The organism is Thermincola ferriacetica (assembly GCF_001263415.1).
In the GTDB taxonomy this organism is placed as follows: domain Bacteria; phylum Bacillota; class Thermincolia; order Thermincolales; family Thermincolaceae; genus Thermincola; species Thermincola ferriacetica.
In genome coordinates this window covers 1-15,935 of record NZ_LGTE01000027.1, presented here as the reverse complement: position 1 = coordinate 15,935, position 15,935 = coordinate 1, and the positions used below count along the sequence as shown (strand labels likewise).

The following is a 15,935-nucleotide window of genomic DNA, read 5'->3' as shown; positions in this document are numbered from 1 at the left end:
AGTAAATACAAGGGAGTGTAAAAAAGGATTCTTAAGTAGGGTGTATAATTTGAAAGAATGAATTATAAAAATTAGAAATTATGAATTATAAAAATTAGAAATTAAATATTTTTAAAGAAGGGGTTTTAGCTTTGGCAGCAGTGAACCAAGAATCCGCCGCAAAAGACGTAGTCAGTATCAAAGTTGCCATCCTCATCATTATACTATCAGTTATTGTATTTATCGGTACCGGTTTGTTAATCGGGCATATGTACTTTTGGGATGGGGGGAACCCTGTATCTAAGTTAGATATCGATTATAGGCGGGGAATTGCCCAGGTTGAACAAAATCCCGACGACCCCCAGGCCCATATCGATCTCGGATGGGTATACATGCAGAAAAAGCAGTATACTCTGGCTGAACGGGAGTATCTTGCTGCATTGAATTTGGATAGAAATAATATCTCAGCCCAATACAACCTGGCCTTGCTGAAAATCCAGGTTGGAAAAATTGATGAAGCTAAAAAAATATTGGAACAAATAAAACGAAAGCGCCCTGAAGACCTCAAAGCCAGAGCGACTCTGGGCTATGTGTATGCAGAAAAAGGCTTGTATGAAAAAGCATTGGCAGAATTCAGGCTGGTGGAAAAATACTATCCGACCAATGCCGATTTGATGTTCCAGTTCGGCAGGGTTTATGAGAAACAGGGCGATGATGCCCAAGCTCGGGAGTACTATAACCGGGCTTTGAAGTTTGACCCACATATGGATAAGGCAAAAGAGGCATTGAAAAAACTATAATAATGGGGGAAAGGGTGGCAACCCAAAGTCATGAAAAAGAAAACCTTAATCAACACGGTTTTGTCAATAGGGCTGATCTGCCTTATCGGCTTTTCCTTTTTGTATTTGAATAATATTAATCTGATTAACCAGGTTACTGATTTTATGGGGCCTCAGCAGAAAAAAATGTCTACTCCCGGGTTTAAATTTGCTATGTATGGAGATGCCAAATCGGGAGTTTTGCTGCAATATCCGGTTACGGCAGTTATACGTGAAAAAGGAATTTATGTGGTTGATCAGGATGCCGGCAACATTAAAGTTTTTGGTTTGGGGGGGCGCCTGGCCGGAGTATTTGGCAGGCTTCGGTCGCCTTATGGCATAGCCCTGTATGGCGGTAATTTCTATGTAAGCGATATGGGTACCGGACAAATAGTGATCTTTTCGAAAACGGGCAAACAGTTGGGAACCTTGAAAATTAAAGGGCAAAAAGGTATGGTTCCGGGTGGTTTGCTGGTTGACGGTAAATATCTGTATATTGCAGATGTATATCAAAGCAGAATTCTGGTCTGTGATTTACCGCAGCGGAGAATTATAAGGACTATGGGTAGTTTCGGCACCGGGCGAGGCCAACTGAAATATCCGCATGGTATGGCTGTTGATAAGGCTGGAAATTTATATGTAGCCGATTCCGGAAATAACAGAATTGTCGTTTTTAATAAAAACGGGCGATATTTAAAAACAATAGGCGGCAAAGATGACCGGGTAGGAGGTATTACAACTGTCAGGGGGGTAGCTATTGATGCCAAAGGTATTATTTATGCTACTGCACCTTTGACTGGAACTATTTATGCATATAACGGGGATGGCGAAGCGCTTTATTCCTTAGGTGGCCCCGGCAAAGAAAACGGTCAGTTGGGGCTTCCCAATGATATATTGATAGATGCCGCCGGCAGGCTATATGTTGTGGAAACTAAAAACAAGCGTATTTCTGTATTTGAAAAATAAATTTGAACGGGGGGAGTCTTTTGCGGAAATTAGCATTTTCTTTGACCGTGATTGTTTCTTTTCTGCTTGGCACAGGTATAGCAGTGGCTTCCACCAACGGTCCCCACGGCAACTACTCCGCTGATACCAATGCCTGCGGCCAATGCCACAGTACCCATACCGCTCAAGCGCCGAACCTGATCGCTTTCACCCTGGATGGGGTGGATAACTCTGTTTATGAAACCTGCGTCTTTTGCCATAAGTTGGGTGGGGCCAGCAAATATGATGTTGTAAACGGCGCTATCAGAACCACAGACGCAGCAGGAAACCCGGTTGTTTACCGGGCTTCCGGCGGTGGTTTTATCAATGTGGTAACAGTAGAAGGTGATTTAGCCACTTACCAAATGGCTCCTGTAACATCTGCCCATGATGTGAAAAGTCAAAGTGTAACCGGCGCTCCCGGCGGAGACCCCAATACGACTTTTACCAAATCATGCAGTAACTGTCATGACCCCCATGGAACTCCTAACTCAAGACAACTACTTTCCACGGTTAACGGAGTAACGGGATTGGCGCCAACCCTTACTGTAACGAATCCTTTGGGTGATGAAACTGTAGAATACAACTCCGGTTTTAATGACTTTTGCGGGGCCTGCCATACTGACTTTAATGTTACCACTGCCGGTTCAGGTGATATCAACACCGGTATTTATACGAGTTACAAACGGCACCGGGTGGGTATGGATCCGTCAACCTTGCCGAACTACAATCCAAATAACGGCTTACCTTTAGAAAAGAACGGCACTAACCCAGGCGTGGTTTCCTGTATGACCTGCCATTATGCCCATGGTACGGAAAAGGTCTCAACCATAACCTGGACCCGGTCTAACGGCGGTACTTCCACCTCGTCAGCACTGTTGAGGATGAATGAGCGGGGCGTCTGCCAGGCTTGCCACAATAAGTAGATTGTTTCGCAGGCCATGCAATGTTTAAACCTGGTAAACCGTTGCTGGCCCAAATCTCGGAAAAACGTGATACAGCCCTCACCCTTGGTCTACACTGGAAGCGGTGCCTTCCAGATTGTACAGAGGTATTTCTGTATAAGATGTATGAATAAGTTTTTTGGACATTTCACCGTGGGGTTCACCGAGGAATTCTTCGTATAATTTTTTAATCCACGGGTTATCATGGGCTGTCCTGTATTTTTTTAAGTTATCCTGTTCAAAGAGAGCATCAGCCCTCTTGTAACGTTGTTTCAGTTGTTGGTCCCATTGGTCCAGGCCGGGGTATACGGGCTGCCCTCCGCCGCCGACGCAGCCGCCGGGGCAGGCCATGACTTCAACAAAATCATAGTGTGCTTCCCCGCGTTTTAGTTTATCAATTAAACGGCGTGTTTCCCCGGTTGTCCGCACAGTGGCGCATTTCAATAATCTACCTCCTATGTCAATTTCTGCCTCTCGAATTTTTTCCAAAGTCCGCACTTCTTTAAAGGCTGGTGTTTGCAGCTTTTTGCCTGTCATTTTTTCGTAAACGGTCCGCATTACACCTTCTAATACTCCACCGCCCGAACCAAAAACGATGCCTGCGCCGGATGCATAGCCCATTGGGTTGTCAAATTCCTCATCAGGCAACTCGGCAAGGTTGATTCCGGCACTGCGCAGCATCTGAATAAGTTCCCGTGTGGTTAGTACCACATCTACATCCTGATACCCGCTGTCATGAGTCCCTATCTTTCTTTGCCGTTCCCATTTTTTAGCCACACATGGCATGACAGATACGCTGAATATTTTTTTCGGGTCGATGCCGCTTTGCTTAGCGTAATAGGTTTTCAACAGGGCGCCAAAAACCTGCTGAGGTGATTTCACGCTGGATATGTGTGGAATTAATTCGGGATAAAACAACAGGGCAAAGCGCAGCCACCCGGGACAGCAGGAGGTAAACTGCGGCAGCGGGCCGCCGTTTTCCAGACGGTGAATAAGTTCTGCTCCTTCTTCAATACAAACTATGTCCGCTCCGAAACAATCATCAAAGACCTTGGCAAAGCCAAGTTTCTTTAAAGCTGCTACCATTTTTCCTGTTACCAAGGAGCCTGCCGGCATGCCGAAGCCTTCGCCAAGGGTGCCTCTGATTGAGGGCGCTGTCTGGATAACCACATGTTTCTCAGGATCAGCCAGGGCCCGCCAGACAGCTTCCAAGTCCTCTTTTTCGTGAATAGCTGCAGTCGGGCAAAGCTGTAAGCACTGGCCACAGTAAATGCAAGGGGTTTCTGCCAGGCTTTTCTTAAAAGCCGGTGAGGCAACTGTATCAAATCCCCGCTCGACCAACTGGTATATGCCAATTTCCTGCACATCTTTACACACCCTGATGCAGCGGCGGCAGACGACACATTTGGACGGCTCGCGCACCATGGCCGGTGACTGGTCATCGATAGGATAGCGTTTTAATTCTCCATGCACTTTTAAATGCCGCACATGGTAACGTTCAGCCAGGGACTGTAATTCGCAGCGCTGATTTCTTACGCATGTAAGGCATTCAAAAGGATGGTTGGACAGGTATAATTCCAGAACCAGCTTGCGGGCCTTAATTACCCTCGGTGAATGAGTAAAAACTTCCATACCCTGCGCTACAGGATAAGTACAGGACGGTTGTAGTGTTCGGGCGCCTTTTATTTCCACCAGGCAAACCCTGCAGGCCCCGATTTCATTTAACTCTTTCAGATAACAGAGGGTGGGGATGTAAATTCCATTTAAACGGGCTGCTTCCAAAATTGAAGTGCCTGGTTCAACTTCTACTTTTTGACCGTCAATAGATAGTGTAATCAAATCCCGAAATCACTTCCTTATTTTATTAACATTCACCGGTATTATTCCCGCAAAAACGTCAAATTATTGAAAAAGAAATTGAATCACAAATCCTGAAAATTTACCTAATAATTGTAGAGCATAGTTTTGTTATTAAAGTTGAAAATAAAAGTAAGGAGGTGAGGATGAAGAAAATTATTGATGTTAAAAAACAATTAAAAAAAGCAGGAAATATTGACAGGAAATATTAAAAAACTCTCTGGGTCTGAGTGCTCCCTACTTGAAAAACTGTTGATAAGGAAACGTTTTAAATCAAAATCAGGATATGATATCTAATCGATATAAATAACCACTATGGAAATTAACAACAGGCCAAGTAAATCATTCTAGTATAAGGGTATTGATACAAGCTTATACTAGAACCAGACAAACAAAAAGGAGGTGACTTAAATGGGAGCCGGTCAAAAGAGTAACCGCTTGATAGTACCTCAAGCTCAAAAGGCTATGGAACAGTTCAAATATGAAATAGCTGCCCAGGTAGGCGTTCAAAACCAGATCCAGGGCGGATACTGGGGCCATATTTCCTCCAGGGACTGTGGTGCCGTTGGTGGTAACATGGTTAGACAAATGATCACTGCTTACGAGCAGTCTTTGGCAGGTAAGCAGCAGTAAGCTAAAGTAATTACCGAGACGGGCTTTTAGCCCGTCTGTTTTATGCATTGACTTGTGCCAGATTTTTTAGTGTACGAGCATTTCCAGGTCTTCAGGAGCGACAGAAGGATGCAGCGCATGACCGATACCGGCGGCAATTATCTTTCCGATGTTATTAATCAGATCATCAATTTCTTTTGGTGTTACCATTAAGTTTTCCTGATATGGCTGCAGAACGTTTTTAATAGCTTGATCGACACTGATCGGGTTTAAATTAGCCACAGTTTTCGCCAGTACCGGATTTTGGTTTATTTGTTGCATAAATTGGTCCAATACGCTTTGTGCTATCGTAGCAGCGTTTACTACGGTGGGCACACCGATAGCGATGACGGGTACTCCCAAGAATTCCTGGGTTATACCGGCTCGGATATTGCCTACACCGGAGCCGGGGTTGATGCCCGTATTGGCTATCTGAATAGATGTCCCGATTCTCTCTACACTTTGCGCTGCGAGTGCATCAATAGCTATAACCAGGTTAGGCTGAACTCTGTCCACAACCCCTTTGATAATCTCCGCAGTTTCTATCCCGGTTATTCCTAGTACTCCCGGAGCCAGGGCGCTTACCGGGCGGAGAACGCCAAATATCTCTTGTGGTCCGTATTTGCGCAGGTGCCTGGTAGCCAGGCTATAATGAATAACCCTAGGACCCAGTGCATCAGGTGTTGCGTTCCAGTTTCCTAATCCTACCAGGAGGGCGCTGTCCTCCGGTTTGAGGTTTAAAATGCTACCTAATTGTTCGGCCAGCTTAGCGGTAACCTCTTTATGGGCAAGCTTGTTGTTTTCACGGATAACCGGTGCATCTATAGTAATGTATGTACCGATTGGCTTACCCATAATCTGGGCTCCCAAGGGTTCCATGATGTTAATAACAGTAATTTCCCCCTGGGAAAAGGTTTGTTTATCCATTTTTACGCCGGGAATTTCCCGACCTGTTTCGCCTCTGATGAGATCATGGGCTTCCACGGCCATATCAAGCTTAATGCCAAATCTTTTTAAGAATTCGCTCCTTTTCATGGTAGCCTCCTTTTACCTGACTAAAAAATAAGATGTCCAATTAAGCTCAATTTATACACTTGTTTGACAGGAAGGGCGAATTTTAGTAAAATAAAGATTGTAAAAAAAACATATGTTCTCAGTGTTGATGTAAACCCAGTGAAAGCTGGGGGCGCTAAAGCCCAAGGGCCTTAGGATACAGTGGGGCCAAGGACCGCTGATCTACGGCAGCCGGGATGCAAGGAATCGACTTCTAGGGGGGAGTAGTCTTTTTCAGACTACTCTTTTTTAATATCTAGGGAATTATGCTTTGAGGTAAAATTGTGGATAACCTCAAAGCATGATTTCCGGATATCAATAAAAGTTTCCTTTAAGTTCCGTATAGAGACTTTTGTTCATTTTAAAATTGCTTTTTGGAGGGATTTGCGTGATCAGGAAAGCAAAAAAGGGTATAAAAGCAATCAGAATTATTTCCGCCAAAGCTATCCGGCCGTTTGAAGAATTTTTTAAAATGGAGTCATCTGGTGGTATCCTTCTGTTAATAGCCACTGTCGCTGCTTTGATCTGGGCCAACTCACCCTGGAAGCCGATTTATGATGCTCTTTTTGGAGCCAAATTTACGATAGGTTTTGATGGCCTTGCCCTGTCAAAACCGTTAATTCTGTGGATCAATGACGGGTTGATGGCAATATTTTTCTTGGTGGTAGGTCTGGAAATTAAGCGGGAGATTGTGGCCGGGGAACTAAGTTCCATACGAAAAGCTGCTTTACCGGTAGGGGCGGCTGTTGGGGGTATGGTGGTACCCGCCTTAATTTTTACTTGGTTTAACGCCGGCAGTGATGCAATATCTGGCTGGGGAATTCCCATGGCCACTGACATCGCTTTTGCTTTAGGTTGCATTTCTCTTGTCGGTAGATCCGTTCCCCGGAATTTGGCGTTGTTTCTTACCGCGCTGGCTATAGTCGACGACATAGGTGCGGTCCTGGTCATAGCCTTATTTTATACAGCCCATATATCTGTAAAGGCTTTGGCGGCAGCTTTGATTGTAGCGCTGATTTTATTTATTGGGTGCAAATTAAAAGTGCAGAAAATATCTTTTTACCTGATCTTAGGCGGAGTCTTTTGGCTGGCGATACTGAAGTCCGGGATACATGCTACCATTGCCGGGGTGATTTTGGGCATGCTTATTCCGGTGGAATCTGATTCGCAGGAAGCCTCGGTCCTGCATAAACTGGAGCATTCTCTGCATCCTTGGGTAACTTATTTAATCATGCCGGTTTTTGCTTTAGCTAACGCAGGGGTTGAGATTAACTTGGGTAATTTGGCAAGCCAACTGAAAACATCTGTTTTCCTAGGTATTATCCTGGGTTTGTTTTTGGGTAAGCAGATTGGCATTGCCGGTTTCTCGTACATAATGGTCAAGGCCAAACTGGCTGTTTTGCCAAGGGATGTACATTGGCGTCATATATACGGTGCGGGTATTCTCGGCGGTATTGGGTTTACCATGTCCCTCTTCATTGCCAGCCTGGCTTTTATCAATCCGGATTTATTATCAACAGCAAAAATAGCTATTATTACCGGTTCGGCCGTTTCGGCAACCGCAGGCATGATCTTTCTGCGGCTGGCAGGTCGGGAGCTTCCAAATAAAAAAACTTCACCGGTTTAACAGCCGGTGAAGTTTTTGGTCTATAAGGATTCTAATTTGAAGCCGGCGGCCTCAACTTCGTCGCGGTTATACAGGTTTTTCGTATCGACTATAAAGGGTGTGCCCACTTTACTCATCAGCTCGTTGAAGAGCTTAAAGTTATTGTATCCGATGCCGTTTTGTTTGGCCAGTACGATGATACCATGGGCATCCTTGACGGCAGCTTCCAGGGAATCCACCTGAAAAGCATGTTTTGACGGTACAGCGGGGTCAAAAGCAGCAACTTTTATGCCGGAATTGAGCAGTATCTTAATTACGTCAAGGGCCGGGCTTTGCCTGTCGTCGCTGGAATAATCCTTCATGGCGATACCCAGGGCTGCCACTTTGGCCTTACTGGGTGGTACAGGCAGGTTTTTTGTTACCAGACTGGCCACAAAAGCCGGAACTTCCTCATTTATTTTTCTGGCGGTTCTGAGAAGCTTCAAAGGTACGCCTAACTCGTCAGCTTTTGGCGCCAGGTAATGAAGGGCGTTGGGAATACAATAACCTCCCACACCGGGGCCCGGAATTAATAGCTTTACCCGTTTATGGGTATTGGCAACTTTAATCACTTCAAAGATATCAATGCCCAGGGCCTTGGTAAAGCGCGCAAACTCGTTAACCATGGCAATGTTGACATCACGGGAGATGTTTTCCATAACTTTGGCTGATTCAACTACTTCGAAAGAACTTGCCGGCACCAGTTCTGCCTTGGTTACTATACTCATCAATTCCATGGCTTTTTGTAAGCTGGCTTCGTTGATACCGCTAACCAGAGTAGGCATGTTTTCAAACTCGTCAAAGGCCTTGCCTTCGGCAATTCGTTCTGAGGAATAGGCCAAATAGAAGTCTTCCCCGGCCTTGAGACCTGATTCTTCCAAAATGGGTTTTACGAAATTACGGGTCATTCCCGGAATGAGGGTGCTGCGAACAATAACCAGGTCGCCGGGTTTCAGGCCGGATGCAACAGCGCGTGAACAGGATTCCACGTGACTGAAATCATGGCCTTTATCTGTTACGGGGATGCCAATGGTCAAAATAAAGTTATTGCATTCTTTCAGGGCATGCCCGGCATCCAAAGTGGCGCTGAACCTTTTGGCAGCAAGCATATCCTTCAGTACTTGCTGAATTGGTATATCGTGGTATTTTTCCAGATGATGTGTAATACCGTTGTTGAGCTGGTCAACCAGGTGTGGGTCTACGTCGACGCCGATAACCTCGCAGCCTCTAAGGGCATAGCTTAGCGCCAGAGGGAGGCCCACAAAACCCAATCCGAAAATTGCCACCTTCACATTTTTAGAACTGTTGGACACGACAATTCCTCCTTTTAAAGATTAGGAAATTATTTAAAACAAAGGTTAATTTTCTCCATCATAAACCTGACGCGGCTTTCCCATGAATTCCGGGCTGCCGCGGCCAGCCTTTTCTTTTGTTTACCTTCATCTTCTGTATTTATAGCCATTTTTACAAAGTCAACAAATTCCTCTTTGTTATGGGCTATGTAGATTATATCAGAAAATTCACGAACCCCTGGCATATCCACGGAGACAATGGGTTTGCCGGAAGCAAGGTATTCATAAAATTTCAGCGGGCTGACTTTGTCTGTTAATGCGTTTAATTTAAATGGGTTGATACATAAATCGAAGGCTTTTAGGTATCCCGGTAAATCTTTGATGTCTTTACGCCCCAGCAGATAAACATTCGGCAGGGCAGCTAAGCCTGAAATATCGACCCCTACGCCAACAGGGCCAACCAACACTACAGACCACTCGGGATATCTTACGGCTATGGCCTTTATCAGATCCAGGTCTATCCAGTCCTGGATAACACCCACAAAACCCACTATCGGTTTGGGGATATTCCGGATGTCCGGCGGTATTTTTGTTTCCGGCGCCAGGGCTTTATTGAAATGCTCTACATTCGCAGCATTCGGCAAATAGTAAATGTTTTTGGCAAAGGCCTTTTTATCCTCATAAAGGCCTGGGGCAGTTACAAATACGATGTCGCACTCGGCCATCAGGTCTCGTTCCATATCAATCATAACCTGTTTATTAATAAGACCGGTGTACTCTGAATGTTCGTCTACGCAGTCGTAAACGAGGAGGTCATGCTCTATGTAATTTAATAAATCAGCCGTATTGGGCATATAGGTCCAGAGAATGGGATTTCTGATCCGCAGCTTAGAAATGACTCTTTTTAAAAATAAAGAAATCCACCACTGGTTAATCCGGTTAATCAACCTGGACTTGTTCCCAAAAGGAAGGGTCACAGGTGGAGAATAAAGAAAAATATTTTTTTGTGCCGGCAAAGGTCGGATACCCTTAAACCAAGCCCGCCATTTGGACCACATGGAAGGGTCTTTAAAAGGGGATAATAAAGTTATTGGGGGCTCGACGTATAGAATAGTATTACTTTCAGGTAATCTCGACATTACCTGCTGTTTGCGGGTCCAAAGTGGATCCCAGTCCACGGATGAGATACATATAATATGTCGATTGTTGATTTCTGTCGAGGCCAAGGAGTTGTTCCCTCCAAAACAGGCATAATTGGTTATCGTCAAAATTCATCTACTCTATAATATTACATCTTGAGTGCCCTGTAAAGGGGATTACCGAGAAATTTGTGAAAAAATGTACAAAAGTGATGAACTCATTAATTAACCCACCGGAAGCATTTTTACCGTTCCGGTGGGTGGGAGAGGAGAAACCGGAGGAAGAGCTGCTAATGGGGGAGGGAAGCTCCTGCCTCCAGGTTTACATGAGTATTTATTTGTAGTTTAACAAAATTTTGGCTTTTTATACGGGCTTTAGCAGATATTTTTGGTTATAAATAATTCGATTTTTTTGGAGATTTATGTTATAATCTTATATTATTCTGACATTTGCTATTTTGGGAGTGTAAAGGATTCTTTGCGTGTAATTACCGGAATTGCCAAAGGACGTAAGTTAAAGGCGCCTAGAGGGATGAATACCAGGCCAACGACTGACCGGGTAAAAGAATCGTTGTTTAATATTCTGGGCGAAAAAGTAATTAATTCAGTTTTTTTGGATTTGTTTGCAGGAACAGGAAGCATTGGCATCGAAGCTCTCAGTAGGGGAGCCAGTGAAGCTGTTTTTATTGAAAAGGATGTCCGTGTATATAAAGTTATTTTGGAGAATCTTGCACATACCGGGTTAGCAGATTTTGGGGAAGTCTACCGGCAGGATGTGCAACGCGCGTTATCTTTACTTGGTAAAAGGCAAAAAAAGTTTGATATAATTTTTGCGGACCCGCCTTATCTACAGTACTTTGAACGTTCCACTTTGGAAAATATATGCCGATTTGATTTGATAAAACCTGACGGTATCGTAGTCGTAGAAAGCAGTACCCTGGATCAGCTTCCTGAGAGAGTCCTGCGCCTGCAGAAATACAGGACCGAAAAATATGGTAATATTGCTTTGAATTTCTACGGGGTAACGAAATGGTGACGGTGGACGAGCATTGGAGGAGGCGTCGGGAGTGAAAATAGGAATATATCCGGGAAGTTTTGATCCTATTACATACGGTCATATGGACATTATTGAAAGGGCTTCACGATTTTTTGACAAAGTTATCGTTGCCGTTTCGAAAAATTCGCGGAAGCAGCCTCTGTTCACCATAGAAGAACGAGTGGACATGCTTAATACTGTGTTACACGGTTATGCAAACGTAGAGGTTGATTCCTTTTATGGTTTAACTGTCGATTATGCGGAACGGAAAGGAGCCCACGCCATAATCAGAGGTCTGCGAGCAATCTCGGACTTTGAAAACGAATTTCAGATGGCTTTGACAAATAAGAAACTAAAGCCAGGCATTGAAACAGTTTTCCTTATGACCCAGCCTAACTTTTCATTTCTCAGCTCAAGTGTAGTCAGGGAATTAGCGGCTTATGGCGGTTGCGTACGGGATTTTGTCCCGCCTTTTGTAGAGAAACGCTTACGAGAAAAATTTACCCGATAAATAATACTTTAGGGGGAGTAGAAGATGGATATCCTTGACGTTTTAAATGAGTTGGAGGAAGTTATCGAGGAAAGCACAAAACTTCCATTGGTCGGTAAGGTGCTGGTAGATGATGAGTTGATTTTGGATATGATCGACCACATCCGTACCTCCCTGCCGGAAGAAATGCGGCAAGCCAAGGCAATAGTGTTAGAGCGCGAAAAAATTCTGGAAGAAGCTAAATTGGAAGCGCAGCGAATTATCAAAGAGGCGAAAGAGGAAATTGCCAAAATGGCCGGCCAGGATGAGATTGTCAAGCAAGCACAGGAACAGGCCCAGGCAATCGTAGAGCAAACCAATGCGGTAGCCAGGGAAATAAAGATAGGAGCTTACCAGTATTCTGATGACCTGCTGAAACACGTGGAGGAAATATTGGAAAAAAGCCTGCTGCAGGTAAGGTCTGGCCGGGCAGAACTCCAGGCCCAGCCCCAGAAACAGGCAGAAAAGGAACAGGGGGCCAGGGAAAGCGCCTAGGCAAGCAAAGCTGTTTACAGGGTAGCCAAAGCCAATTAAGCCGTTGCTGTTTTTATCTACCCAGCCTTCTCTGGTAAACAAGCGTACCTTGGTTCCTTTGCGTTTTATTGCTGAAGTTTTGGCTCTAAAGGCCCTATAATGTTTTTTAGGGGCAAGGTATGTAATGTGGAAACCGAAAATTAGATACTCTATATGAACAAGTAGCACGTAATACAGAGCAAGAGGTAAAATTGAACGAAGCCGTGGACAGGCCTAGACAAACATGAAATGGATATACTTTTATTAAAAAAGATTGTCGTAAGTCAATAAAACAAGGCAAAGTGGCTAGGTATAGCCATTTTTTTATTATGTAACATTTGCTATTCGCCGGTCGGAGGCAAACGGTGCAACAACCGTTGCGCCGAAGCTGCGGGCAGCTATGGCTACGGTACAACGGTTATTGCACCATCCAGCGGCAGCTATGGCTACGGAGCAACGATTGCCTCACCTGTACTTGAACCGATAGAGCCTTACCGAGCGAAGGATAGAGAAGGCAATGCCTACGATAATTAAGGACAGCAGGGCGAATGTTCCCCACTTTAAAGATGAATAGAATACTCCCAGCCAGGAAACAGGGAGGGCAGCGTCCAATGGCTTGAAAGAAGGCTGAACCTGATGTATGGGAAAAAGGTTAGTGGAGATGACAATGTAAGTATAAGCGGCGGCAATAAGGGCATGGAAAAACCGGGCTATGAGAAAGGGCAGCATTCTTATGTCGGTATCGCTGACCATGCTCGCTACCTGGGCATGTACCGACAGGCCGCTCCAGGCCAGGATGGCGCTGGTTACGGTAATCTGCTGAATGAAGGGTGCCGCCGATTCACTGGCTGCTTTACAGCCAAGGGTAATTTCAAATAACCCTTGCGCCAGGGCTGCGGAAGCGGCCGGGTGGATGCCGAAGGGCGAAAACAAAAAGTTCAGAGCAGAAATCAATAACCCCATAAAGCCGATTTCTTTTAAGACACTGATAAGAATGGAAAAAATGATGACGAAACCCCCGATGACGAGCAGTTTGTCTGCAGAGGTGGCGATGGCGTCTCCCAGGAGTTTGCCGAAAGGGCGAGTGTCTTCGGCCTGGGCTTTTTTTAGTTCCCGGAAGGCTCTTTTCAAAAGATGTTCAGAAGAAGGATAGAAGGGTGTTGTTTCCCGCTCTTTCCGGGAATAGGCGCGCAACCCCAGACCAACGGTAAGGTTGGCCAGGTAGTGGGTAGTAGCTAATAGGATGCCCAAAGAAGGGTTATTAAACATACCCACGGATACAGCTACCAGCATGAAGAGGGGAGATGCGTTGTTGGTGAAGGACATGAGGCGCTCCGCTTCGCCCCTGGTACATAACCCTTCTTTACGTAATTTAGCCGTAACAAAAGAACTGATAGGGAAACCGGAAGTATACCCGATAGCCGTTACCAGGGAACCTGAGCCGGGTACATTAAAAAGAGGGCGCATAACAGGCTCTAAAAGAACTCCCATGAACCTGACAAGGCCAAACCCCATCAAAAGTTCGGCGCCGATGAAAAAGGGCAGCAGGGCAGGGAAAACTATATCCCACCAGGCCTTTAGCCCGCGTACGGAGGCTTCGTAAACCTCCTTGGGGTAAGTTACCATGCTGGCGATAAAAAAGATAACGCAGGCCGTCCAAAAGTAGCGTGAGAACTGGCGAGCTTTTATTTCCGATTTGGTAAAAGATTTGGCGAAAAACAGGGTGATACAGGTAGCCAGAGAAGCGGTAACAATCATGGCAGCACCTCGGCGCTTAAACTAATACCATTATATAAAGGCGCCCGCGGGAGTATTCCTTTATTTTACCACTATTGGACCCGTTACAAAATCCCTGCCCTTTACAAATTTTGCAGCATTTCCGTAACCAAGGGTATATATGTCTGAAGATTTGATGTCGTAATCCAACATGCGTTTCATCAAGGCCGTGCCCTTTTTGTAAGCAGGAGCTACTCTGGTAATGAGGGGCAGGGCCGCTTTTTTTCGCATTTTTGCCAGCAGCAACCTGCCTTTTTCGGAAACAGCAAGGACCCTAATATACTGGGGACCTTTTTCGTCAAAATATGCTGCATCCTCTTTGGTATATTCCATCAGGATATAGTTTAACACCCTCTGAATCCTTGTCCAGGTATACCTTTTTGTTTTGATTTTTTCTACCAGTGACCGGAAAGAGGCTGCTTCCCCCAACAAACTTAAAACTCTGTTTTCCAGCCCCTCAGTTATATCGAGAATATTGGTTAACCAGGCAGGATCCGCTGTTCTTAAGCAATATAACAGAATTGGAAAAAAGTTTTCCCAGCTAACGGGACCATACCCCTTGCTTAATTCTTCCTTTAGAATCTTCAGCGATGTTGACGGCATTACGTCTTTTAAACTGTCAATATCCCGGTTTGTGAACAAAAACTCCCTAATGCCGGTGGCGCTGGCAAAACTGCCCCGGAATTTTCTGTCGTGATACCCGGCAGCAATCCTTTGCACTGTTAAAGGTTTGATGGGACTGTTTAGAGCCATTAAACAGCGCAGGTATTCGATGCCCAAAATATTGTTGGGATTATTTAATATTTCCGGCTTCAGATCTACCATATTATTTCTGTGCAAATATTCGGCCAGGGCTTTTGTCTGGGCCAGGGGTAAGATCAATCCTGATTTCAACTGCTTTTTAATCAACGCGCTAAGCTCCGGTGGTTCCTGCAGGTAAAGCCGGGCAATTTGGGCCAGCGGTTCAATATTACCTGCTTCACTACCAAAACATAAATGGGTGACTATACCCGTACCATGCAATATGCTTACAGCTCCGCAAGCAAAGGCATTGGCGCTGCGGCTGGAAAAAACATACGGGAGTTCCAGTACCAGGTCGACTCCTGCCGCTATAGCCATCCTGGCGCGGGTCCATTTGTCCAGCAGCGCCGGTTCACCCCGCTGTAGGAAATGTCCGCTCATAACAGCAAGGGCGTATTCAGCTTCGGCCAATTCTTTTGCCTTCGTCAGATGGAACAGGTGGCCGTTATGAAAAGGGTTATATTCGGTAACGAGGCCTACTACCCGCATGGCGCAATACCCTCCCTACAGGTTGATGCGGTCAAGATTTAAACCAATTATACTATAAACCTCAAATTTTGCCCAGAGTAACGGCAGGGCAGGAGGGTGCCTCCGCTACCTGGGGGCTTTGTGCTGCAAACCCTTGCCAGGAAGTCCGCTAACCGCTATGGAGGTAAAAACAACCGTTGCTCCGAGGTTACGGGCGGAGACAGTGTAGACTCCGTTCGGTTGAAATCGCTGAACCCGGCCAAATCGTCATCCGTGACTCGTGGCCGGGTTTCCGGCGTCCGTGCCGGAAACAGCGATTTCAAGCCCTCACTGTCGTTAACACTGTCTATCCGCCCTCCACCAAATCGCAACTTATTGTTTTACCTCCATAGCGGTGTCTTCTGTTTTCCTTAAAGCAATGGTTGTTTCACCGTACAACGCCTACCAACA

General features: G+C 45.4%; 15 protein-coding genes. 8 read left to right on the top strand and 7 right to left on the bottom strand.

Annotated elements, in window-relative coordinates; translation table 11 throughout:
* Positions 1-140 precede the first annotated feature (140 nt).
* The 3 genes from Tfer_RS13560 to Tfer_RS13550 are packed head-to-tail and all read left to right on the top strand — an operon-like array spanning position 141 to position 2,707.
* Entirely contained in the window at positions 141-779 is a 639-nt protein-coding gene (locus Tfer_RS13560) for a tetratricopeptide repeat protein (protein WP_242843602.1), read from the top strand.
* A gap of 30 nt (positions 780-809) precedes the next feature.
* Complete coding sequence (locus Tfer_RS13555; protein ID WP_052218863.1) at positions 810-1,763, top strand: SMP-30/gluconolactonase/LRE family protein; 954 nt, start codon at positions 810-812, stop codon at positions 1,761-1,763.
* Between the two features lie 20 nt (positions 1,764-1,783).
* Positions 1,784-2,707 (top strand): cytochrome c3 family protein, encoded by a 924-nt coding sequence (locus tag Tfer_RS13550; RefSeq protein ID WP_052218862.1) that lies wholly within the window; start codon positions 1,784-1,786, stop codon positions 2,705-2,707.
* Positions 2,708-2,785: 78 nt separating this feature from the next.
* Here the strand turns inward: Tfer_RS13550 and Tfer_RS13545 are convergent, their stop codons facing one another.
* Positions 2,786-4,564, bottom strand: a complete 1,779-nt coding sequence (locus Tfer_RS13545; RefSeq protein ID WP_013120942.1) for an NADH-dependent [FeFe] hydrogenase, group A6 — start codon at positions 4,562-4,564, stop codon at positions 2,786-2,788.
* 429 nt (positions 4,565-4,993) lie between these two features.
* On the opposite strand from Tfer_RS13545, the gene Tfer_RS13540 reads away from it, so the two are divergent.
* Entirely contained in the window at positions 4,994-5,215 is a 222-nt protein-coding gene (locus Tfer_RS13540) for an alpha/beta-type small acid-soluble spore protein (RefSeq protein ID WP_013120941.1), read from the top strand.
* Positions 5,216-5,281: 66 nt separating this feature from the next.
* On the opposite strand, the gene gpr is transcribed toward Tfer_RS13540, so the two are convergent.
* Positions 5,282-6,268: a GPR endopeptidase gene (gene gpr, locus Tfer_RS13535; RefSeq protein WP_052218861.1), complete on the bottom strand. Its 987-nt coding sequence runs from the start codon at positions 6,266-6,268 to the stop codon at positions 5,282-5,284.
* Between the two features lie 406 nt (positions 6,269-6,674).
* Here gpr and nhaA point away from each other — a divergent pair, with 406 nt between their 5' ends.
* A complete protein-coding gene (gene nhaA, locus Tfer_RS13530; RefSeq protein WP_083436962.1) occupies positions 6,675-7,913 on the top strand; it encodes a Na+/H+ antiporter NhaA in 1,239 nt (412 codons plus the stop codon).
* 20 nt (positions 7,914-7,933) lie between these two features.
* Here the strand turns inward: nhaA and Tfer_RS13525 are convergent, their stop codons facing one another.
* Positions 7,934-9,244 carry a nucleotide sugar dehydrogenase gene (locus tag Tfer_RS13525; RefSeq protein WP_013120938.1) on the bottom strand — a complete coding sequence of 437 codons (1,311 nt, stop codon included), beginning with the start codon at positions 9,242-9,244 and terminating at the stop codon, positions 7,934-7,936.
* A 29-nt stretch (positions 9,245-9,273) separates the two neighbouring features.
* Positions 9,274-10,239, bottom strand: coding sequence for a glycosyltransferase (locus Tfer_RS13520; RefSeq protein ID WP_242843601.1), 966 nt, complete (start codon positions 10,237-10,239; stop codon positions 9,274-9,276).
* A 601-nt stretch (positions 10,240-10,840) separates the two neighbouring features.
* Here Tfer_RS13520 and rsmD point away from each other — a divergent pair.
* The 3 genes from rsmD to Tfer_RS13505 are packed head-to-tail and all read left to right on the top strand — an operon-like array spanning position 10,841 to position 12,422.
* The gene (gene rsmD, locus Tfer_RS13515; RefSeq protein ID WP_013120936.1) at positions 10,841-11,398 is read left to right on the top strand and encodes a 16S rRNA (guanine(966)-N(2))-methyltransferase RsmD; all 558 of its coding nucleotides are present in this window, start codon (positions 10,841-10,843) and stop codon (positions 11,396-11,398) included.
* 31 nt (positions 11,399-11,429) lie between these two features.
* Complete coding sequence (gene coaD / locus Tfer_RS13510) at positions 11,430-11,909, top strand: pantetheine-phosphate adenylyltransferase (RefSeq protein WP_013120935.1); 480 nt, start codon at positions 11,430-11,432, stop codon at positions 11,907-11,909.
* Between the two features lie 24 nt (positions 11,910-11,933).
* A complete protein-coding gene (locus tag Tfer_RS13505) occupies positions 11,934-12,422 on the top strand; it encodes an ATP synthase subunit B family protein (protein ID WP_052218860.1) in 489 nt (162 codons plus the stop codon).
* A gap of 483 nt (positions 12,423-12,905) precedes the next feature.
* Here the strand turns inward: Tfer_RS13505 and ylbJ are convergent, their stop codons facing one another.
* The 3 genes from ylbJ to Tfer_RS16355 form a co-directional block, all read right to left on the bottom strand.
* A complete protein-coding gene (gene ylbJ / locus Tfer_RS13500) occupies positions 12,906-14,198 on the bottom strand; it encodes a sporulation integral membrane protein YlbJ (RefSeq protein WP_052218859.1) in 1,293 nt (430 codons plus the stop codon).
* 60 nt (positions 14,199-14,258) lie between these two features.
* Positions 14,259-15,506, bottom strand: coding sequence for a nucleotidyltransferase (locus Tfer_RS13495; protein ID WP_052218858.1), 1,248 nt, complete (start codon positions 15,504-15,506; stop codon positions 14,259-14,261).
* A 155-nt stretch (positions 15,507-15,661) separates the two neighbouring features.
* The gene (locus Tfer_RS16355; protein WP_152909067.1) at positions 15,662-15,856 is read right to left on the bottom strand and encodes a hypothetical protein; all 195 of its coding nucleotides are present in this window, start codon (positions 15,854-15,856) and stop codon (positions 15,662-15,664) included.
* Positions 15,857-15,935 lie beyond the last annotated feature (79 nt).

Excerpts from the sequence above, each read along its gene's own strand:
- Tfer_RS13495 (WP_052218858.1), bottom strand. The coding sequence starts at position 15,506 with ATGCGGGTAGTAGGCCTCGTTACCGAATATAACCCTTTTCATAACGGC.
- Tfer_RS13540 (WP_013120941.1), top strand. The coding sequence starts at position 4,994 with ATGGGAGCCGGTCAAAAGAGTAACCGCTTGATAGTACCTCAAGCTCAA.
- Tfer_RS13555 (WP_052218863.1), top strand. The coding sequence starts at position 810 with ATGAAAAAGAAAACCTTAATCAACACGGTTTTGTCAATAGGGCTGATC.
- ylbJ (WP_052218859.1), bottom strand. The coding sequence starts at position 14,198 with ATGATTGTTACCGCTTCTCTGGCTACCTGTATCACCCTGTTTTTCGCC.
- gpr (WP_052218861.1), bottom strand. The coding sequence starts at position 6,268 with ATGAAAAGGAGCGAATTCTTAAAAAGATTTGGCATTAAGCTTGATATG.
- Tfer_RS13505 (WP_052218860.1), top strand. The coding sequence starts at position 11,934 with ATGGATATCCTTGACGTTTTAAATGAGTTGGAGGAAGTTATCGAGGAA.